Source organism: Stenotrophomonas sp. 115C5 (genome assembly GCF_056861055.1).
The window spans coordinates 119,835-139,294 of sequence record NZ_JBSPUQ010000008.1; the positions used below are offsets into that span (position 1 = coordinate 119,835).

Genomic DNA, 19,460 nt, shown 5'->3' on the forward strand with positions numbered 1-19,460 from the left:
ACAACTCAGGTCCCCAACTGTGAACGGTGCCACGGATGGCGATGCGAAGCACCGCCGCAGGGATGCAGTTTGCAACGCAAGCGCCCATGATGTCTGCCATCCCCGCGTCGATCCGGAGCGCTGCCATGCCTGATGCCCTGATGTCCCTGTTGACCGGTGGTGTGCTCGGCCTGGGCGGGTGGGCGATGCTGGCGGTGCTGCTGGTCTTCACCCAGATCACCATCTTCTCGGTGACCCTGTACCTGCATCGCAGCCAGGCCCATCGCGGGGTCGACTTCCACCCGGCGCTGGCCCACGTGTTCCGCTTCTGGCTGTGGCTGACCACCTCGATGATCACCCGCGAGTGGGTGGCCATCCACCGCAAGCACCACGCCAAGGTGGAGACCGAGGACGATCCGCACAGTCCGGTCACCCGCGGCATCGGCAAGGTGTTCTGGCACGGTGTGGAGCTGTATCGCGAAGCGCGCGGCCAGCGCGCGGACATCGAGCAGTACGGGCGCGGCACCCCCGATGATGCGATCGAGCGCCGCCTGTATACCCCGCATGCCACGCTGGGGCCGGTACTGTTGTTCGCGATCAATACCGTGTTGTTTGGCCTGCCCGGCGTGGCCCTGTGGGCGATCCAGATGGCGTGGATCCCGTTCTGGGCGGCCGGCGTGGTCAATGGCCTGGGCCACTGGTGGGGGTACCGCAACTACGAATCGGCCGATACCTCCACGAACCTGACGCCGTGGGGGTTCTGGATCGGTGGCGAGGAGCTGCACAACAATCACCATGCCTTCCCCAGCTCGGCGCGCTTTGCGATGCGGCGCTGGGAATTCGACATCGGCTGGAGTGCGATCCGCCTGCTGCAGGCGCTGCGCCTGGCCAAGGTACTGCGGGTGGCGCCGGCCATGGACGTGCGCCCGAACATCGCCGTGCCCGATGCCGAAACCCTGAAGGCGCTGCTGTCGCACCGCTTCCAGGCGATGACCGATTACCAGCGCAACGTGTTCATGCCGGCCCTGCGCGAGGAAGCCGCTCACGCCGGTGCCAAGCTGCGCCGTCTGTTGCCGCGTCGTCTGCGCCGTGGCCTGGTCAATGATGGCCGCTGGTTGAAGCCGGACAGCCGCGCCCAGCTCAGCGCATGGGTGGAACAACGGCCGCGCATCCGCACGCTGGTCGAGTACCGCGGGCGATTGGCTGCGTTGCTGGAAGCCCGTGGCCACGACGCTGCCGAGCGCCTGCATCAGTTGCAGGCATGGTGCCGCGAGGCCGAGGAAAGCGGTATCGCGGCGTTGCAGGCCTACGCCGCCCGGTTGAAGGGCTACAGCCTGGTGGGCGCGTGAGGGCAGGGTACGGGCTTCTGCTGGCGGTGCTGTTGCCGGGCACGGCGCTGGCCCAGGTCACCGATACCGCCAGCTATCTGCAGCGGATGGACAGCGATGGCGACGGCCGGGTGAGTGAATCCGAGTACGTGCAGTGGATGCTGTATGCCTTCGACCGCATGGACCGCAATGGTGATGGCGTGCTGACGGCCGAGGAGCTGCCCGGTGGCAAGGGCAGGGCGATCAGCCGCGAGCGGCAGCGGCAGGTGATCGTGCAGCGCTTCCACACGCAGGATGCCAACGGTGATGGCGTCCTGGATGCCCGTGAACTGGCGGCGCCGCCACGCTGAGCGGGCGTAGAATCGGTTCATGCCTGAACTGCCCGAAGTAGAAACCACCCGCCGCGGCCTGGCGCCGCACCTGCAGGGTCGCCGCGTACACGGCGTGATCCTGCGCCGCGCCGATCTGCGCTGGCCGATTCCGCCGGAAGTGGCCGAGCTGCTGCCGGGGCAGCGCATCGAGGAGATCCGTCGCCGCGCCAAGTACCTGCTGCTGGATACCGCCATCGGCAGCGCGGTGCTGCACCTGGGCATGTCCGGCAGCCTCCGCGTGCTGCCTGGCGATACCCCGCTGCGCGCCCACGACCACGTCGACATCAGCCTGGACAACGGCCGCCTGCTGCGCTTCAACGACCCGCGCCGCTTCGGCAGCCTGCTGTGGCAGCCGGCCGGTGAGATCCATCCGCTGCTGCAGGGGCTGGGCCCGGAGCCACTGGATGATGCCTTCGACGGGGACTACCTGTTCGCCCGCAGCCGCGGCCGCAGCGCGCCGGTGAAGACCTTCCTGATGGACCAGGCGGTGGTGGTGGGCGTGGGCAACATCTACGCCGCCGAAAGCCTGTTCAGGGCTGGCATCAGTCCGCTGCGCGAAGCCGGGAAGATCTCGCGCGAGCGCTACCAGCGGCTGGCTGACGCGGTGAAGGAGATCCTCGGCTACGCCATCACCCGTGGTGGCACCACCCTGCGCGACTTCATCAGCCCCGATGGCGCGCCGGGCTACTTCGAGCAGGAACTGCTGGTGTACGGCCGCGATGGCCTGCCGTGCCCGAACTGCGGCCGCGCACTGAAGCACGCCACCATCGGCCAGCGCGCGAGCGTCTGGTGCAGCCACTGCCAGCGCTGAGCCGGGTGGCCAGCGGCAGCTGAACGGGCAGGGCGCGTCTCCGCTGCCCGTTAACGTTTGTCTGCCTATGATGGCCGACCTTCCCTCTGTGCCTGACGCGCCTGCATGCAACGACGCGACTTCATCCGCAATGCCTCCCTCGCCCTGGCTGCATTCGGCCTGCCGTCCCTGCCCGCGTGCGCGGCCAGCAAGAGCGGCCAGATGGGCCTGCGCCGCCTCGGCCAGCCGCAGCCGTTCGACTTCGCCACCCTCAAGGGCCAGGCGCGCGCGCTGGCACAGGCGCCCTACAAGAGCCACAAGCGGGTGCTGCCGGGCCGCCTGGAAGGCCTGGATTGGGACCAGTACCAGTCGATCGGTTACCGCCAGGACCATGCGCTGTGGGCCGACCAGCCGGGCAAGTTCCAGGCCAAGTTCTTCCATCTGGGCCTGTATTTCCATTCGCCGGTGCGCATGTTCGACGTGGTCGACGGCAAGGCGCAGGAGCTGGCCTATGACGGCGCAGCGTTCAACTACGGCAAGAGCGGCATCAAGGACGGCGAGCTGCCGGCCGACCTCGGTTTCGCCGGGTTCCGCCTGAACACGCGCAAGGACACCGACCGCGACTTCGCCGCCTTCCTCGGCGCCAGCTACTTCCGCGCCGTTGGCAAGGAGGGCCAGTACGGCCAGTCGGCGCGTGGCCTGGCGATCGACACCGGCATGGGCAAGCCGGAGGAATTCCCGGACTTCATCGCCTATTACCTGGAACAGCCGTCGGCCGATTCGGAGACGATCGTGGTCTACGGCCTGCTGGATTCGCCCAGCGTTGCCGGCGCCTATCGCTTCGCGATCACCAACGGCGACGTGCTGCTGATGGACATCGACAGCGCGCTCTACCCGCGCAAGGCAATCGAACGGTTGGGCATCGCCCCGTGCACCAGCATGTACCAGGTGGGCGAGAACGACCGCCGCATGGCATGGGACTGGCGCCCGGAGATCCACGACACCGACGGCCTGTCGCTGTGGACCGGTGCCGGCGAGTGGATCTGGCGGCCGCTGCTGAACCCGCGCAACCTGCGCTTCAACATGTTCGTGGACCGCAATCCGCGCGGTTTCGGCCTGCTGCAGCGCGACCGCAACTTCGACCACTACCAAGATGATGGCGTGTTCTACGAGAAGCGCCCGTGCCTGTGGGTGGAGCCGAAGGGCGAGTGGGGCGAAGGCTCGGTGCAGCTGGTGGAAATCCCCACCGTGGACGAGACCTTCGACAACATCGTGGCGTTCTGGAATCCCAAGGAAAAGCCGCAGCCGGGCCAGGAGCTGCTGGTCGGCTATCGCCTGTACTGGGGTGCCGAACCGCCGGCACGGCCGCCGCTGGCGCACTGCGTGGCCAGCCGCACCGGCCTGGGCGGCGTGGTCGGCAAGAAGCGCGAGTACTTCAGCTGGCGCTTCGCGGTGGACTTCGAAGGCGGCGAACTGGCCTCGCTGATCGACAAGGGCGAGGTCGAGGCGGTGGTGGAAGCCAGCCGTGGCCGCGTCGAGATCGTGTCGGCGCGCCCGCTGCGCGAGATCAACGGCTACCGCGCGATGTTCGACCTGGTGCCGCCGGAAGGCAGCACCGAGCAGATCGACATCCGCCTGTTCCTGCGCAGTGGCGGCAAGACCCTCACCGAGACCTGGCTGTACCAGTACACCCCGCCACCGGCCGGTGCGCCGGAGCGCACGCTGTACTGAACGGATGCGGCTCGGTGCCGGCCACACACCGGCACCGTTGTTTCAAGGCTTGCTGTCGGTGGCGTGCGACTGGGTCGGCACACCCACTTCCACCGTGCCCCGGCGGATCTTCATCCAGGTTTCGTCCTGCCAGCGCTCGTACTGCTTCGGGTCCCAGTACTTGGGGTCGTACAGACGGTCGGCCTTGATGGTGCGGGAGATTCCGCCGTCCATGTACACGATGTCGACGTTGTTGGACATCGAGCCGACGCGGCTGCCGGTCATCTCGCGGCGCCCCTTTCTGAGCACTTCGGCCATGCGTGGGCGCGCAACCTCGTCGCCATACTCGGCGCGCAGCGCGCTTACCTGCGCACGCGCCGCATCATGCTGCTCCAGCGGCAGCGTGGCCCAGTACTCGTTGCGCAGCTCGACGAACAACGGATAGCCACGTTCGGCGGCCACCTCCATCCAGGCATAGGCCATGACCGGATTGCGCGGCTGCTCTACCCCGTACCAGTACATCTCGCCGAGGTAGCCCTGGGCAGGCTTGTCCGCATAGCGCGCGGCCCGGCGGAAATGATCCATGGCCGCCTTGACGTCATTCCGATGCAGCGCGGCGACGCCCCATTGCCGGTACATAATGTCTGGGTGGCTGTCGAGGAAGCCGGCATTGATCAGTGTCGCGTCTTCTTCGGGAGAAGCGGGACGCTCCGCTGCCGGCGCGGGCAGGTGGGCAGACAGCAGGGCAAGCAAAAGCAGAGTGCGGCGCATGGCGGACTTCCTGTTCGACAGCTGGTCGGGCCAAGCCTAGGCAGCCCGTGGAAGCCTGTAAACCGCTGGAGGTCATGGCGCACCGGCGTGCCCGCTACAACGGCAGCGGGGCCTGCGCCGGATCGATCCGCCCTTCACCGCGGGTGATCTTCTTGAACTCGGCGCGGCTGACCGACACGTAGCGGTCGTTGCCGCCGATCTCCACCTGCGGGCCGTCCTGCACCGCGTGCCCATGCTCGTCCACGCGCACGGTCATCGTCGCCTTCTTGCCGCTGTGGCAGATGGTCTTGATCTCCTGCATCTCGTCGGCCCAGGCCAGCAGGTACTGGCTGCCTTCGAACAGTTCGCCGCGGAAGTCGGTGCGCAGGCCGTAGCACAGCACCGGAATGCGCAGCTGGTCGACCACCTCGCTGAGCTGCCAGACCTGGGCGCGGGTCAGGAACTGCGCCTCGTCCACCAGCACGCAGCCCATCGGCCCGTTCGTCGCCAGGTCCTGCTCGACCCAGCGTTGCAGGTCGGTGTCACGATCGAAGGCCATGCCCTCGGCGCGCAGGCCGATCCGCGAGGCGACCACGCCGGCGCCGGCACGATCGTCCAGGCGCGGGGTCAGGATCGCCACCCGCATGCCGCGCTCGCGGTAGTTGTGAGCGCTCTGCAGCAGGGTGGTGGTCTTGCCGGCGTTCATCGCCGAATAGTAGAAGTAGAGCTTGGCCATCGACGGATTGTACGCCGCAGCCCCGCTTCGCCGAAGCCGTTCAGCAACCCCACCGGCGGCCCGCTGTGGTCGTCACCCGGCCCCGCTACAATCCCCATCCCATGCACGGTCTCAATCCCCCCCAAGCCGCCGCCGTCCTGCACATCGAAGGTCCGTTGCTGGTGCTCGCCGGCGCGGGCAGCGGCAAGACGCGCGTGATCGTGGAAAAGATCGCCCACCTGATCGGCTGTGGCCGCTATCCGGCGCGCCGCATCGCGGCGATCACCTTCACCAACAAGTCGGCCAAGGAAATGCGCGAGCGTGTGGCCAAGCGCCTGCGCGAGCAGGATGCCGACGAGGTGACGATCTGCACCTTCCATGCGCTGGGCCTGAAGTTCCTGCAGATCGAACACGCCGCCGTGGGCCTGAAGCGTGGATTCTCGATCTTCGATGCCGACGATGCCGCTGCGCAGATCAAGGACCTGATGTACGGGGCCAAGCCCGACGACATCGAGGACATGAAGAACCTGGTGTCGCGCGCCAAGAACGCCGGCCTGTCGCCCGAGCAGGCGATGGCCGCCGCGCGCAGCAACCGCGAGAAGGAAGCGGCCAGTGTCTACGAGCGTTACCAGCTGCGCCTGACGGCGTTCAACGCGGTCGACTTCGATGACCTGATCCGTTTGCCGGTGCAGATCCTGGAGGAAAATCCGGAGATCGCCGTGGCCTGGCGCGAACGCATCGGCTACCTGCTGGTGGACGAATGCCAGGACACCAACGACGCGCAGTACCGGCTGCTCAAGCAGCTGGCCGGTGACAAGGGCAACTTCACCTGCGTGGGCGATGACGATCAGTCGATCTACGCCTGGCGCGGCGCCAACCCGGAAAACCTGCAGCAGATGGGGCGTGACTACCCTAAGCTGGAAATCATCAAGCTGGAGCAGAACTACCGCTGCTCCAACCGCGTGCTGCGCGCGGCCAACGCGCTGATCGCCAACAATCCGCATGAGCACCTGAAGAAGCTGTGGAGCGACCAAGCCGACGGCGAACGCATCCGCGTCTGGGAATGCCGCAACAGCGAACACGAAGCGGAAAAGGTTGCCGCCGAGATCGCCTTCGTGGCGCAGTCGCGCAACGTGCCGTGGAGTGATTTCTGCATCCTGTTCCGCGGCAACTTCCAGTCGCGCCCGCTGGAAAAGGCGATGCAGCTGCTGCGCATTCCCTACCATCTGACCGGCGGCACCATGTTCCTGGAACGCCAGGAAGTGAAGGACACGCTGGCATGGCTGCGGTTGCTGGTGAACCCGGACGACGACACCGCGTTCATGCGGGCGGTGCAGTCGCCCAAGCGCGACGTGGGTGCCGGTACGCTGGCCAGGCTGGCCGAGCTGGCGCAGGAAAAGGACATGCCGATGGCGCATGTGGCCGAGACCATCGGCGCCCTGCAGCAGTTGCCGCCGCGCGCGGCCAACAGCCTGGCGCGCTTCACCGACATCCTGCGCGACCTGCGGGCGCAGATGCGCCAGGTGACGTCCGGCGACATGATCCGCAAGGTGGCCAAGGAATCGGGCTTGCTCAGCGAGCTGCGCCAGCAGGCCAAGGAAGAGGCCAGCTACCAGCGACGGGCGAACAACATCGAGGAACTGGCGCAGTGGTTCGAGGGCGGCCCGCGCGGTGCCACCGCCGCCGACCTGGCCGGCCAGCTGGCGCTGCTGTCGCGCAGCGACAAGGACGAGGGCGGCAATCAGGTGCGCATGATGACCCTGCACGCCTCCAAGGGCCTGGAGTTCCCGTATGTGTTCATCGTTGGCTGCGAGGACGGCGTGCTGCCGCACCAGGTCAGCCTGGACGAAGGCAACCTGCAGGAAGAACGGCGCCTGCTGTACGTGGGCATCACCCGCGCCAAGATCCAGCTGTGGATGAGCTACAGCAAGCTGACGCGCAAGTTCGGCGAGCATGTGCGGCTGAAGCCGAGCCGGTTCTTCGAGGAGATTCCGGCCGAGGAGATCCAGCGCGATGGCGCGGACCCGGTGGCGGATGCGGCGCGGAAGAAGGAGCGCGCGACGGCGGGGTTGGCCGCGATCGAGGCGCTGTTCGATTGAGGATCGAAAAGCCACTAAAGTGGTATTCCAATCCGTCCGATTGACGCTTCTGGCCTTGAGCCTGCATCGGGTTAAGGCCTAGTGTGAGCGCACCCGAAGTGCGCGCCGTGTCTTTCATCGTGTCCAACGATATCCCTGCTGTTCTCACCCGTACCTTCCTCGGGCTGGGCCTGGTCCTGCTTGTTTCAGCGCTTCTGGCCTACGTTGGGGCCAGGCGCTTCCTCGATGCGGCGGTCATTGCCGATGGCAGGATCACCCATGTGGATGCCGTCAGCGTTGATCGCGGTGGTTCGCGCACTTCAGGGGTGAAGTTCCTGTACTGGGTGGACTTCACTACCAGCAGCGGGCAAGTGATGCGGTTCTTCGCAGGTCGTACCCGCCATCGTGCCTACATGACGGGCGATCATGTAGATGTGCTGTACCTGCCGGACCGCCCGGACAAGGCCCTGGTGCGTTCGCTCTCATCACCCTGGGGCCTGAGCGTCATACTGGGAGTGACCGGCGGCCCATTCTTGCTGGGGGTGGGAATTCTGCACCTGCCGCAGGCGGCGAGGGCATGGCGGCGCAGGCAGCTCCTTCGCCACGGGACACGGGTGCAAGCCAAGGTCCGGGCGATCAAGCGCGATCGCGGAGTATTTTCGGGGGGAAGGCATCCGTTCGTCATCGTCTGCGCCTGGCGCGATCCTGAAACCACTCGATGGCATGTCTTCCACAGTGCGTATCTCTGGGCCGATCCCCGTGCACAGGTGAGTGGGCGTGAACTGGATGTACATGTCATGCCGGGCAATCCGCGCTACTACCATGTCGATACCTCCTTCATCCGATCAGCGCCGGCACCTGCACGCTGATCGATCAACCCGGCCAGCACCCTGCCCACCCTCCTCAGATGTTTTTTGCTGTTTTTCTTTGCCGTGGGCCTGCTGATCCTTCTGGCCGCCGCCTGGCTGTTCGTGGACGTCCAGCGTTTCGCGCGCAAGGCCGTTTCCGTAACTGGAACGGTGGTGGCCGTCCAGGCAGAGGATGCCCGGTCGGAAATGGAGGGGATGCCCGCACGTGACATCACCCTGCATCGCCCGGTGGTGAGGTTCCAGACCGCACAGGGGCAGATGATTCAGTTCACCGCGTCCTCTGCTACCGGGGCACCACTGTACGTGGTCGGCGAACAGGTACAGGTGCTGTATCCCGGCGGCATGCCTTCCAAGGCTCGTATCCAGCACCCGGGATTGCGCTGGGGCGCACCGCTGCTGTTGGCGCTGATGGGCATGGGGTTCTGCCTGATCGCCGCATGCGTCCATCGCCTGTGCGTGCGCTACTGGCCGATCCTGTTCGGCCCGCGTGACGGGGCATGTGGCTAGGCTGAGCATCGTAGTGGCCCACTTGGCCTGAGCGTGCTGCACGGCGGGCGCTGGCGTTGCAAAATCGAGGTATTCCTTCCGGAGCCCACCCATGCAACCCATCGAAAGCGAACGCCTGCGGCTGCGCCGCCTGGAACCAGACCGGGATGCTGCGCCGATGCTGGCATTGCTCAATGATCCAGGCTTCGTGCGCTTCATCGGCGACCGCAACGTGCACAGCGAGGAACAGGCGCGGGAGTACATCGCGCTGCGCGTGCTGCACAGCTATGCGTTGAATGGCTTCGGCATGTATGCCATCGAGCGGTTGTCTGATGGTGCCTGGCTGGGCAACGCCGGGCTGGTGCGGCGGGATGGCCTGCCGGGGCCGGACATCGGCTATGCGGTGCTGTCGGAATTCGCCGGGCAGGGCTATGCCGGTGAGGCGGCGCGGGCGGTGTTCGCGCATGCGCGCGGAGCGCTGGGCCTGCACGATCTGTATGGCATCACCGATCTGGACAACGTCGTGTCCGGGAAGATCCTGCTGGGGCTGGGCATGCAGGTGCGTGGGGTGATCCAGTTGCCGGGCGTGGACAGCCCGAGCCGGTTGTATGCAACGCCCGGTGCGGCGCAGGTCTGACCCCTCATGTTGGTAGGTGCCGGCCGCTGGCCGGCACAGTAGCGGCTGAAGGTGGGTGCCGACCGTTGGTCGGCACTATTCAGATGCAGTGCCGACCAACGGTCGGCACCCACCCCCTCAACCGCGCAGTTCGGCCAGCTGTGCCTGCAGTTCGGCCACCGCCGCTTCCAGCTGGGCCACGCGCTCGGCCAGGCCCGGGTCGGCCGCATCGCTGCTGCCACCGCCGCTGCTGGCGTACTTCGCCGCCAGCGCCGCGCCGTCCACTTCGCCGCACAGCAGGTGCATGTAGCGGTCTTCGCGCTGGCCGATGGCGCGCGGCAGCACCACCAGCAGCGCGCGCTGCTGCAGGCGATCGATGGCGTGGCGGGCCTCGTCGGTGTCGGCGAAGCGGTGCAGGCGTTCGCTGCGCGTGATCAGCTCGCCCAGCGTCTGCGGCCCACGCAGCAGCAGCAGCGCCAGCAACACGGTCTGCTGCCGGGTCAGGTCCAGCGCGGCCTGCAGGCGGTGCTCATAGCGGTCCGCGCGCGAGGAGAAGTGCTGGCGGGCCAGGCCCAGCGCCTCCAGCTGGCGCAGCGCATGTTGCACGCTGCCGGCATCGACGTTCATCACCGGCTCGCGGGCGGTCTTCTGGTTGGCGGCCGATTGGGCGGCATTGACGGTCAGCGGATAGGTGTCCGGGGTGGTCGCCTCCTTCTCCACCAGGCAGCCCAGCAGGCGGGCCTGCACGGCGTCGAGCAGGGGGACGTCGGGGGTCTGGGTGGAATCGGTCATGGCGGCCTCCGGAAGGGCAACGGGTCAACCGCCAAGCATAGCCGTCCCGGGACCGCCTTTGCCGGTAAAATGCGCGGGTATATCTGATTGCCGGTGAATCCATGCGTCGTCCCGTTTCCCTGTCCCTGACCCTGCTCGCCACTGCGGCGCTGGGCCTGTCCGCCTGCAAGCGCGTGGATGCGCCTGCCGCTGAAGCCGCTGCGCCGGAGGCCCCGGCCGCCGCTGCCAAGGCCGACGGTGCGCTCGATGCCACTGCCAATGACAACCTCAATGCAGTGCTGTGGATGCAGCGCGCGCAGGAGTACAAGGCGATCACCGAGCAGACCTACCGCGCCGCCGCCGACCACCTGGACGCCGCGCTGAAGGAAGCCCACTGGGATGCGCTGGTGCCGGAAGAACGCGGCAACGAGGCCAAGGGCCTGAAGCCGGCCGTGGTGCTGGACGTGGACGAGACCGTGCTGGACAACTCGCCCTACCAGGCGCGCCTGGTGCGCGATGGCAAGGAGTACGACGAGCTGAGCTGGGACCAGTGGGTGGCCGAGAAGAAGGCCAAGGCCATTCCGGGCGTGGTCGATTTCGCCAAGGCCGCCAACGCCAAGGGCGTGACCCTGCTGTACATCTCCAACCGCGCCGTGCACCTGAAGGACGCGACCCTGGCCAACCTGCGCGAGCAGGGCCTGCCGGTGGCCGACGACAGCGTGTTCCTCGGCCTGGGCACCGTGGTCGAAGGCTGCGAGCAGGCCGGCAGCGAGAAGAACTGCCGCCGCCGCCTGGCCGGGCAGAAATACCGCGTGCTGATGCAGTTCGGCGACCAGCTGGGCGATTTCGTCGAAGTGACCGCCAACACCAACGACGGCCGTGACGCGCTGCTGCAGCAGTACCACGACTGGTTCGGCGAGCGCTGGTGGATGCTGCCGAACCCGACCTACGGCGGCTTCGAGCCGGCGCAGTTCAACAACGACTACAGCCAGTCGCGCCAGGCCCGCCACGACGCCAAGCGCGCTGCCCTGGACTACGCACCGTGAGCCGCGCGCCGCTGCCGCTGCGCGACGACGAGCGCCTGATCTTCGCGCTGGACGTGCCTGACCGCGTGCAGGCGCTTGAGTGGGTCGACCGCCTTGGCGACAGCGTGGCGTTCTACAAGATCGGCATGGAACTGCTCGCCTCCGGCGAGTACTTCCAGGTGCTGGACGAGCTGGCCCGCCGCGACAAGCGCGTGTTCGTCGACCTGAAGTTCTTCGACATCCCGGCCACCGCCGCGGCGGTGATCAAGCGCCTGTCGCAGTGGCCGGTCAGCTACGCCACCATCCATGGCTGGCACCCGGCGATGATGGAAGCCTGCGCCGCCGCCAACAGCAGCGACATGCGCCTGCTGGCGGTGACCGTGCTGACCTCGATGGGCCGCCCGGACCTGGCCCAGATGGGCATCGACCGTGAGCCGGTGGACGTGGTGGTCGAGCGCGCGCTGGCCGCGCAGGCGGCCGGCATCGATGGCGTGATCGCCTCGGGCCAGGAAGCCGGCCCGATCCGTGCCGCTACCGGCGCCGGGTTCTCGATCGTCTGCCCGGGCATCCGCCCCGGTGGCCCGGTCGGCGATGACCAGAAGCGTACCGTTGGCGTGGCCCAGGCCTTTGCCGATGGCGCCGATGCCATCGTGGTCGGTCGCCCGATCCGCCTGGCGGCCGATCCGCAGGCCGCGGCCCGGGCCATCCAGCAGGAAATCACGTCGGCGCTGGCTGCGCGCTGAGATTCCGCTGCGCAGGCTGCAGGCCCGAACGCCATCCCGACCCGCGCGGGATGGCGTTTTTGCATCCGTCCACCAGCGGTTGTGCCCGAATCGCCGCAAATCCTGCCGTAGATTTCATGGCCTCCATGCGAAGCGTCGGGGTCATCAATAAAATCAATGTCTTATACGGAACTACGTGAAGTGTTGCCTTAACTTGAGTGGCAGCGTAGGATCGCCGCCATCCGGTCCTCGGACCGGACATGTGCCACAACACTGTCCACCGGCCCCGCGCCGGCTTGAAGAGCCTGTGATCCCCGTGATCCCGGCTCTTTTTTTATTCTGATCAGTGACTTGCGCAAGCAACAGCGGAAACCGTGACGTCCCGGCTTGCCGCTGTCACGTCGCAGGCCGCAAGATGCGGACCGGTCCGGGGAGTCCGAGTGCATGAGCGTGGCAGTGCGAGGAAGGTCTGCGCGTGGATGGGGGCTGGCAGCCATGCTGCTGCTGGCGGTGGCCGCGTGCCGTGAACCGGCCAACGATCCGGCCAGGCCGGCGGCCGAACCGGTTGCGGCGGTGCAGGCGATGGCCCTGCGCCTGGCCGAAGACGATCTGGTCGGCTACGCGAAGCTGTCGGTACCGCCGAGCCAGTACCAGCGCCTGCAGCAGGCCTGGGCCGAGGGCCACAGCCAGTGGCCGCTGACCGAGCTGCCGCTGGGTGACCAGTTGCTGCCGATGCTGGCCGCACTGCGCACGCCCAATGCCAGCGCCGAACTGCAACGCAGCTTCGACCGCCAGCTGGCCGGCCAGGCCGGTGCCGTGCGCCAGGCCGCGCAGTCGATGGGCAACTTCGGTGTGCAGTACCTGCGCCATCAGAAGGGCTATACACCTGGCCAGCAGGCGCATTACATCGCCCTCGTCGAAACCCTCGCCAGCTGGGCGCAGGGCGCCCCGATCAGTGACCGCGCCCGCGCACGCAGCACCATCGCCGCGCTGGTCGGCGCAGCCGGCAAGGTCGGCTTCGACGATGAGGCCGGCATGCAGGCCGCGGGCATGGAAGGCAGCCTGCAGCAGCTGGCGCCGTTCATCCACACCCTCAAGGCCGTGCTGGGCAGCTACGGGCTGGGCGTGGACGATGCGCTGCGCAGCGTGCGCGGTGAGCTGCTCTCGGTGGAGGGTGACAATGCGCTGGTACGCCTGCACTACGACCTGGCTGGCCGCGAAATGACCCTGCAGCTGCCGCTGAGCCGTCGCGAGGGCCACTGGTACCTGACCCGCACCCTGGCCGACACCGACGCGTTGCTACGCAAGGCCGATGCGGCCCGCGCCGAGGCGGCCCCCGCCCCGGTTGAAGCCCCCGCCGAGGGTGGGGAAGCGGCAACGCCGCCGCCTAAGCCATAATGGCGCCGATGTCGAAACAGAACCCGCTGCCGTTCCCCGGCGAAGAATCCCAGTCGACGCCCGCCGATACGGTGCCGGCGTCCCCCTCGACCGGTACCGGCCCGAACCCGGTACCGCCGCCCGCGCACGCGCGTCCGGCTGGCCGCCGCCCGCTGTGGGCACGGTTGCTGGGCCGCCTGGTCGAGCCGTGGCTGTCGCTGAAGATCGAGCCGGAAGACCCGGGCCAGTACAACGATGGCCGCCCGGTCATGTACGTGCTGGAGGACTACGGCCTGTCCAACGCGCTGATCCTGGACAAGGCCTGCCGCCAGGCTGGGCTGCCGTCGCCGCTGGTGCCGCTGGCCGGTGACCCGACCGGCCGCAAGCGCGCCTACCTGGCGCTGTCGCGACGCAGCTCCAGCAATTCGCTGATCCCCGAACAGCGGGGTGCCAAGACCCATTCCGATTCGCTGGCCAAGGTGCTGCAGGCCCATCGCGTGCGCGATGACCTGGACGTGCATCTGGTGCCGGTGTCGATCTTCGTCGGCCGCGCGCCGGACAAGCAGAGCGGCTGGTTCGCGGTGCTGTTCTCGGAAAACTGGGCGCTGGTCGGCCGCTTCCGCCGCCTGCTGGCGGTGCTGCTCAACGGCCGCAGTACCATCGTCCGCTTCGCCCCGCCGATCTCGCTGCGCAGCACCGTGGACGAAGGCCTGGAGCCGGAGCGCACGGTACGCAAGTTGCAGCGCGTGCTGCGTACGCACTTCCGCCGCATCCGTGAATCGGTGATCGGTCCTGACCTGTCGACCCGGCGCCTGCTGGTGGACCAGGTGCTGGCGGCCGAACCGGTGCGCGAAGCGATCGCCTCGCAGGCCAAGCGCGACAACTCGAAGCCGGCCGACGCCTGGAAGAAGGCGCACGCCTACGCCTGGGAAATCGCCGCGGACTACTCCAGCCCGGTGGTGCGTTCGGCCAGCTTCATGCTCAGCCACGTGTGGAACCGCATCTATGCGGGCGTGCTGGTGCACCACCTGGACAAGTTCAAGGCCGCCGCACCGGGCCACGAAGTGGTCTACGTGCCCAGCCACCGCAGCCACATGGACTACCTGCTGCTGTCCTACCTGCTGTACGACCGTGGCATCGTGCCGCCGCACATCGTGGCCGGCATCAACCTGAACCTGCCGGTGGTCGGCACCCTGCTGCGCAAGGGCGGTGCGTTCTTCATCCGCCGCTCGATCCGTGGCAACGCGCTGTACTCGGCCGTGCTCAGTGAGTACGTCGCGCAGCTGGTGGCCGGTGGCTACTCGCTGGAGTACTTCGTCGAAGGCGGCCGCTCGCGTACCGGCCGCCTGCTGCAGCCCAAGGGCGGCATGATCTCGATGACGCTGCGTGCGTTCCTGCGCCAGCCGCGCAAGCCGGTGCTGTTCCAGCCCATCTACATCGGCTACGAGAAGCTGATGGAGGGCGGCAGCTACCTGGACGAACTGTCCGGCCGGCCGAAGGAAAAGGAATCGATCTGGTCGCTGCTGTGGGGTATCCCCAAGGTGCTCAAGCAGAACTACGGCCAGGTGGTGGTGAACTTCGGCGAACCGATCGCACTGAACGACGTGCTGGCCGAGAAGGCCCCGGAGTGGAAGGGCGAGGCGGTGTCCGAGGACGAGAAGCCGGCCTGGCTGTCGACCACGGTGGATACGCTGGCCGAGCGCATCCAGGTGCGCATCAACGGCGCCGCCGACGTCAACCCGATCAACCTGCTGGCGCTGGCCCTGCTGTCCACGCCGAAGCACGCGATGGGCGAGGCCGACCTGATCGCGCAGATCGAGCTGTGCAAGACGCTGCTGGTCGAGATGCCGTATTCGGACCGGGTGACGGTGACCCCGCATTCGCCGGAGCGGATCATCGCCCACGCCGAGGAAATCAACGTCCTCACCCGTATCAAGCATCCGCTGGGCGACGTGCTCAGCGTCAGCGGCGATACCGCGGTGCTGCTGAGCTACTTCCGCAACAACGTGCTGCACCTGTTCACCGCCTCGTCGTGGGTGGCCTGCTGCTTCCAGAACAACCGCCGCATGAGCCGCACCGGCCTGGTCCAGCTGGGCCGCACGGTGTACCCGTTCCTGCAGGCCGAGCTGTTCCTGCCGTGGAGCGAGGACGAGTTCGCCCAGCGCATCGACCAGACCATCGACGTGTTCGTGCGCGAGGGCCTGCTGCAGAACGTCAACGATGACGACGGTGGAATCCTGGCGCGCAACACCGGGCAGACCGACGAGGTGTTCCGCCTGCGTGCGATTGGCCATTCACTGCAGCAGGCATTCGAGCGCTACTACATCGCCATTTCGGTGCTGGTGAAGAACGGCCCGGGCGTGCTGGGTGCGGCTGAGCTGGAAAGCCTGTGCCAGCAGGCGGCGCAGCGTCTGAGCCTGCTCTATGCACCGGCCGCGCCGGAGTTCTTCGACCGCACCCTGTTCCGTGGCTTCATCCAGAAGCTGCGCGAGCTACGCCTGGTGTGGCCGGACGAGAACAGCAAGTTGCTGTTCGACGAGCGCCTGGATGCCTGGGCCAAGGACGCCAAGTTCATCCTCGGCCGCGAGCTGCGCCACACCATCGAACGGGTCAGCCCGGAAGCGGCACGCCCGGACGAGCCGGCGCCGCAGGATTGAAGGTAGCGCCGGGCATGGCATGCCCGGCGAACGGCATGCCAACCAAGGTCGGCATCTACCAGGGGCGAAGCAGTAGATCCACGCCATGCGTGGATGGGCCACCGCTCAGGCCGGTTCGTCGGGAATCTGCAGGCTTTCCAGCCTGGCGATGCAGTCTTTCAACTGCAGCTTGCGCCGCTTCAGGCGCTTGGCTTCCAGCTCGTCCTCGCCATTGGCGGCCATGCGGGTGATCTGCTCATCCAGCAGGCGATGCTCGGCGCGCAGGGCGGCGAGGTGCTCGACGATCTCGGCGGGGCTGTAGGTGTCCACAGCCTCCGAGCATACACAGCGTTGATGACTGCCGGGAGAGGGGAATCCCGACCCCCGGCCGTGGCCGCTCCGAGCCGTTAGAATGGAACCCATGAGTGCCGTGATTTCCCTTCCCGATCCCCTGCCGCGTTCCCAGCCGCGCGCCGCCCGCGATCCGCGCGTGGCCGAGCGCGAGCAGCACAAGCTGGCCAAGCGCCTGCGCCGCCAGGTCGGTGAGGCGATTGCCGACTTCGGCATGATCGAGGCCGGAGACAAGGTCATGGTCTGCCTGTCCGGCGGCAAGGACAGCTACACCCTGCTGGACGTGCTGCTGCAGCTGCAGAAGAAGGCGCCGGTGCCGTTCGAGCTGGTGGCGGTGAACCTGGACCAGAAGCAGCCGGACTTCCCCGAGCACGTGCTGCCGGAGTACCTGGCAGGGCTGGGCGTGCCGTACCACATCATCGAGCAGGACACCTATTCGGTGGTCAGCCGGGTCATTCCGGAAGGCAAGACGATGTGCTCGCTGTGCTCGCGGCTGCGTCGTGGTGCGCTGTACAACTACGCCGAAATCCATGGCTTCACCAAGATCGCGCTGGGCCACCACCGCGACGACATGGTGGCCACGTTCTTCATGAACCTGTTCCACCACGCCAAGCTGTCAGGCATGCCGCCGAAGCTGCGCAGCGATGATGGCAAGCATGTGGTGATCCGGCCGCTGGCCTACGTGCGCGAGAGTGACATCGTCGAGTACGCGCAGGCGCGCCAGTTCCCGATCATTCCCTGCAACCTGTGCGGCAGCCAGGAGAACCTGCAGCGCCGCCAGGTCGGCCTGATGCTGAAGCAATGGGAAAAGGACCACCCCGGCCGCATCGAGCAGATCGCGCGCGCCATGGGTGAAGTCCGGCCCTCGCAGCTGGCTGACACCACCCTGTTCGATTTCATGGCGCTGGGCCGTCGCGACGACGCGCCGCTGCCCGACGCCCATGCCTGGCTGGCCGGTTCCCCGGCCGACGCCGACGCAGATCCCGAGACGCCCGCCGTTTAAGGTCGGCCGCCCTTCCTCTTTGCCATCCGGAATTCCATGTTCTTTCGCAACCTGACGTTCTTCCGTTTCCCGACCACCACCGATTTTTCCGAAGTCGACACCCTGCTGCCGCACGCCCTGCTGAAGCCGGTCGGCGCGCTGGAAATGAACTCGCGCGGGTTCATCTCGCCGTTCGGCCGCGAGGAGAAGGAGCTGCTCTCCCACCGCATCGCCGAGCACCTGTGGCTGACCGTGGGCGGGGAGGACAAGATCCTGCCGGCGGCGGTGGTCAACGACCTGCTCGAGCGCAAGCTGGAGGAGATCGAGGAGAAGGAAGGCCGCCGCCCGGGTGGCCGCGAGCGCAAGCGCATGAAGGACGACCTGCTGCATGAACTGCTGCCGCGCGCCTTCGTGAAGTCCTCGCGCAACGACGCCTTCATCGACCTGCAGCACGGCTACGTGGCGGTGGATACCTCCAGCCGCAAGACCGGCGAATACTTCATGTCCGACATCCGCGGCCTGCTCGGCAGCTTCCCGGCGATGCCGCTGAACGCCGAAGTCGCGCCGCGCTCGATCCTGACCGGCTGGATCGCCGGCGAGCCGCTGCCGACCGGGCTGAGCCTGGGCGAAGAGTGCGAGATGAAGGACCCGGTGGAAGGTGGCGCGGTGGTCAAGTGCCAGCACCAGGAGCTGCGCTGCGACGAGATCGACAAGCACCTGGACGCCGGCAAGCAGGTGACCAAGCTGGCGCTGATCTTCGAGGACAACCTGTCCTTCGTGATCGGCGACGACCTGATCGTGCGCAAGCTGAAGTTCCTCGACGGTGCCCTGGACCAGCTGGAGCATGCCGACGAAGATGGCCGCCGCGCCGAGTTCGACGCCCGCTTCGCACTGCAGAGCGCCGAGATCCGCCGCCTGTTCCTGTTGCTGGAAGAAGCCTTCAAGCTCAGCAAGGCTGACTGAACAGGCAGTCCGACGGCCGCCGGTCATCCGGCGGCCCGAAGCAGCGCTATGCTGCGTGCATGAGCCGTCTGCTGCGCCGCCTGATCAGCCCGACCCCGCCCGCCACCGTACAGCGCGACACCGTTCGCCTGCGCCTGGAGGATGCCGAGATCGAGGTACTGCGCGTGCGTGATCCGCGTGCACGCCGCATCAAGCTGAGCGTGGACGAGCGCGGCGCGCGCCTGACCCTGCCGCCGCGGGCAAGCCTGGTGATGGGCGAACGCTTCCTGGAACAGCATCGCGACTGGCTGGCACTGCAGCTGCGCCAGTACCAGGGCCAGGGCCTGCCGGCACCGCTGCAGCCCGGCGAAGACGGCGTGCTGCCCCTGCGCGGCGAACTGCTGCCACTGCGCTGGCAGGAAGGCCGCTATGCGCGCCTGGAGATCGACGCGCACGGCGCCTGCGTGCAGTGGCCCACCCGTGGTGGTGACGCCACCCTGCGCCGTCTGCTGCGCGAGTTCTACGAAGCCCAGACCCGCGCCGACGTCGGTCGCTGGCTGCCGAAGTACCTGCCCACCCTGCCGCGCGCACCCAGCCGCCTGCGGCTGAAGGTGATGTCCTCGCAATGGGGCTCACTGGCCCCCGACGGCAGCATGGCACTGGACCTGGCCTTGGTGCTGGGCCGCTCGGAAGCGTTCGAATACGTGCTGGTGCATGAACTCTGCCACCTGATCCAGCCCAACCACTCGCCCGCGTTCTGGCACGAAGTGGAACAACGCTTCCCCGCCTGGCGCGAACAGCGCGACTACTTCCAGCTGGAAGGGCGACGCCTGAAGGCCATGCTTCGCCAGCTTCTGTAACTGTAGAGCCGAGCCCACACTCGGCTGCCGTTGAATGCAGCCGAGCGTGGGCTCGGCTCTACAGAAGCGCGCGCAGCGCGCGACCCGCTCCTGCTCTTCCTT

At 67.3% G+C, this 19,460-nt stretch carries 19 protein-coding genes; 15 read left to right on the forward strand and 4 right to left on the reverse strand.

Features of this window, described 5'->3' with window-relative positions:
- Positions 1–125 precede the first annotated feature (125 nt).
- From AC13FN_RS11960 to AC13FN_RS11975, 4 genes are all read left to right on the forward strand, one after another.
- Positions 126–1,328 (forward strand): DesA family fatty acid desaturase, encoded by a 1,203-nt coding sequence (locus tag AC13FN_RS11960; protein ID WP_482984390.1) that lies wholly within the window; start codon positions 126–128, stop codon positions 1,326–1,328.
- A complete protein-coding gene (locus AC13FN_RS11965; protein WP_049436161.1) occupies positions 1,325–1,657 on the forward strand; it encodes an EF-hand domain-containing protein in 333 nt (110 codons plus the stop codon). The genes AC13FN_RS11960 and AC13FN_RS11965 overlap by 4 nt, the downstream gene beginning before the upstream one ends.
- Before the next feature lie 19 nt (positions 1,658–1,676).
- Positions 1,677–2,489 (forward strand): bifunctional DNA-formamidopyrimidine glycosylase/DNA-(apurinic or apyrimidinic site) lyase, encoded by an 813-nt coding sequence (mutM, locus tag AC13FN_RS11970; RefSeq protein WP_054170641.1) that lies wholly within the window; start codon positions 1,677–1,679, stop codon positions 2,487–2,489.
- 105 nt (positions 2,490–2,594) lie between these two features.
- Positions 2,595–4,199, forward strand: a complete 1,605-nt coding sequence (locus AC13FN_RS11975) for an OpgD/OpgG family glucan biosynthesis protein (RefSeq protein WP_049445726.1) — start codon at positions 2,595–2,597, stop codon at positions 4,197–4,199.
- 42 nt (positions 4,200–4,241) lie between these two features.
- Here the strand turns inward: AC13FN_RS11975 and AC13FN_RS11980 are convergent, their stop codons facing one another.
- Both AC13FN_RS11980 and AC13FN_RS11985 read right to left on the reverse strand, forming a co-directional pair.
- A complete protein-coding gene (locus AC13FN_RS11980) occupies positions 4,242–4,949 on the reverse strand; it encodes a sel1 repeat family protein (RefSeq protein WP_197644333.1) in 708 nt (235 codons plus the stop codon).
- Positions 4,950–5,043: 94 nt separating this feature from the next.
- On the reverse strand, positions 5,044–5,664 hold the full coding sequence (locus tag AC13FN_RS11985; protein ID WP_010487338.1) for a thymidine kinase: 621 nt from the start codon (positions 5,662–5,664) through the stop codon (positions 5,044–5,046).
- Between the two features lie 101 nt (positions 5,665–5,765).
- On the opposite strand from AC13FN_RS11985, the gene AC13FN_RS11990 reads away from it, so the two are divergent.
- The 4 genes from AC13FN_RS11990 to AC13FN_RS12005 all read left to right on the forward strand — a co-directional run bounded on the left by AC13FN_RS11990 (position 5,766) and on the right by AC13FN_RS12005 (position 9,713).
- Complete coding sequence (locus tag AC13FN_RS11990; RefSeq protein WP_482984389.1) at positions 5,766–7,742, forward strand: UvrD-helicase domain-containing protein; 1,977 nt, start codon at positions 5,766–5,768, stop codon at positions 7,740–7,742.
- A gap of 107 nt (positions 7,743–7,849) precedes the next feature.
- The gene (locus AC13FN_RS11995) at positions 7,850–8,590 is read left to right on the forward strand and encodes a DUF3592 domain-containing protein (RefSeq protein ID WP_205405453.1); all 741 of its coding nucleotides are present in this window, start codon (positions 7,850–7,852) and stop codon (positions 8,588–8,590) included.
- A 195-nt stretch (positions 8,591–8,785) separates the two neighbouring features.
- The gene (locus AC13FN_RS12000) at positions 8,786–9,097 is read left to right on the forward strand and encodes a DUF3592 domain-containing protein (RefSeq protein ID WP_425507019.1); all 312 of its coding nucleotides are present in this window, start codon (positions 8,786–8,788) and stop codon (positions 9,095–9,097) included.
- A 91-nt stretch (positions 9,098–9,188) separates the two neighbouring features.
- A complete protein-coding gene (locus AC13FN_RS12005) occupies positions 9,189–9,713 on the forward strand; it encodes a GNAT family N-acetyltransferase (protein ID WP_482984388.1) in 525 nt (174 codons plus the stop codon).
- A gap of 117 nt (positions 9,714–9,830) precedes the next feature.
- Here AC13FN_RS12005 and AC13FN_RS12010 read toward each other — a convergent pair whose 3' ends face one another.
- Positions 9,831–10,484, reverse strand: a complete 654-nt coding sequence (locus AC13FN_RS12010) for a YceH family protein (RefSeq protein ID WP_482984387.1) — start codon at positions 10,482–10,484, stop codon at positions 9,831–9,833.
- Positions 10,485–10,585: 101 nt separating this feature from the next.
- Between AC13FN_RS12010 and AC13FN_RS12015 the strand changes: the two genes are divergently transcribed.
- The 4 genes from AC13FN_RS12015 (at position 10,586) to plsB (ending at position 16,244) form a co-directional block, all read left to right on the forward strand.
- Positions 10,586–11,509 carry a 5'-nucleotidase, lipoprotein e(P4) family gene (locus AC13FN_RS12015; protein WP_005407497.1) on the forward strand — a complete coding sequence of 308 codons (924 nt, stop codon included), beginning with the start codon at positions 10,586–10,588 and terminating at the stop codon, positions 11,507–11,509.
- A complete protein-coding gene (pyrF, locus tag AC13FN_RS12020; protein WP_049453913.1) occupies positions 11,506–12,231 on the forward strand; it encodes an orotidine-5'-phosphate decarboxylase in 726 nt (241 codons plus the stop codon). Before AC13FN_RS12015 ends, pyrF begins: the two co-directional genes overlap by 4 nt.
- A gap of 423 nt (positions 12,232–12,654) precedes the next feature.
- Positions 12,655–13,608, forward strand: coding sequence for a hypothetical protein (locus AC13FN_RS12025; protein ID WP_197579504.1), 954 nt, complete (start codon positions 12,655–12,657; stop codon positions 13,606–13,608).
- The gene (gene plsB / locus AC13FN_RS12030) at positions 13,608–16,244 is read left to right on the forward strand and encodes a glycerol-3-phosphate 1-O-acyltransferase PlsB (protein WP_049436179.1); all 2,637 of its coding nucleotides are present in this window, start codon (positions 13,608–13,610) and stop codon (positions 16,242–16,244) included. Before AC13FN_RS12025 ends, plsB begins: the two co-directional genes overlap by 1 nt.
- Before the next feature lie 105 nt (positions 16,245–16,349).
- On the opposite strand, the gene AC13FN_RS12035 is transcribed toward plsB, so the two are convergent.
- A complete protein-coding gene (locus AC13FN_RS12035; RefSeq protein WP_005421068.1) occupies positions 16,350–16,553 on the reverse strand; it encodes a YdcH family protein in 204 nt (67 codons plus the stop codon).
- Between the two features lie 91 nt (positions 16,554–16,644).
- Here AC13FN_RS12035 and ttcA point away from each other — a divergent pair, with 91 nt between their 5' ends.
- Genes ttcA through AC13FN_RS12050 form a run of 3 tightly spaced genes read left to right on the forward strand, consistent with a single transcriptional unit; the run spans position 16,645 to position 19,358 of the window.
- Positions 16,645–17,577, forward strand: a complete 933-nt coding sequence (gene ttcA / locus AC13FN_RS12040) for a tRNA 2-thiocytidine(32) synthetase TtcA (protein WP_180836268.1) — start codon at positions 16,645–16,647, stop codon at positions 17,575–17,577.
- Positions 17,578–17,613: 36 nt separating this feature from the next.
- Positions 17,614–18,519, forward strand: coding sequence for a recombination-associated protein RdgC (locus AC13FN_RS12045; protein WP_005411825.1), 906 nt, complete (start codon positions 17,614–17,616; stop codon positions 18,517–18,519).
- 59 nt (positions 18,520–18,578) lie between these two features.
- The gene (locus AC13FN_RS12050; RefSeq protein ID WP_032128692.1) at positions 18,579–19,358 is read left to right on the forward strand and encodes a M48 family metallopeptidase; all 780 of its coding nucleotides are present in this window, start codon (positions 18,579–18,581) and stop codon (positions 19,356–19,358) included.
- Positions 19,359–19,460 lie beyond the last annotated feature (102 nt).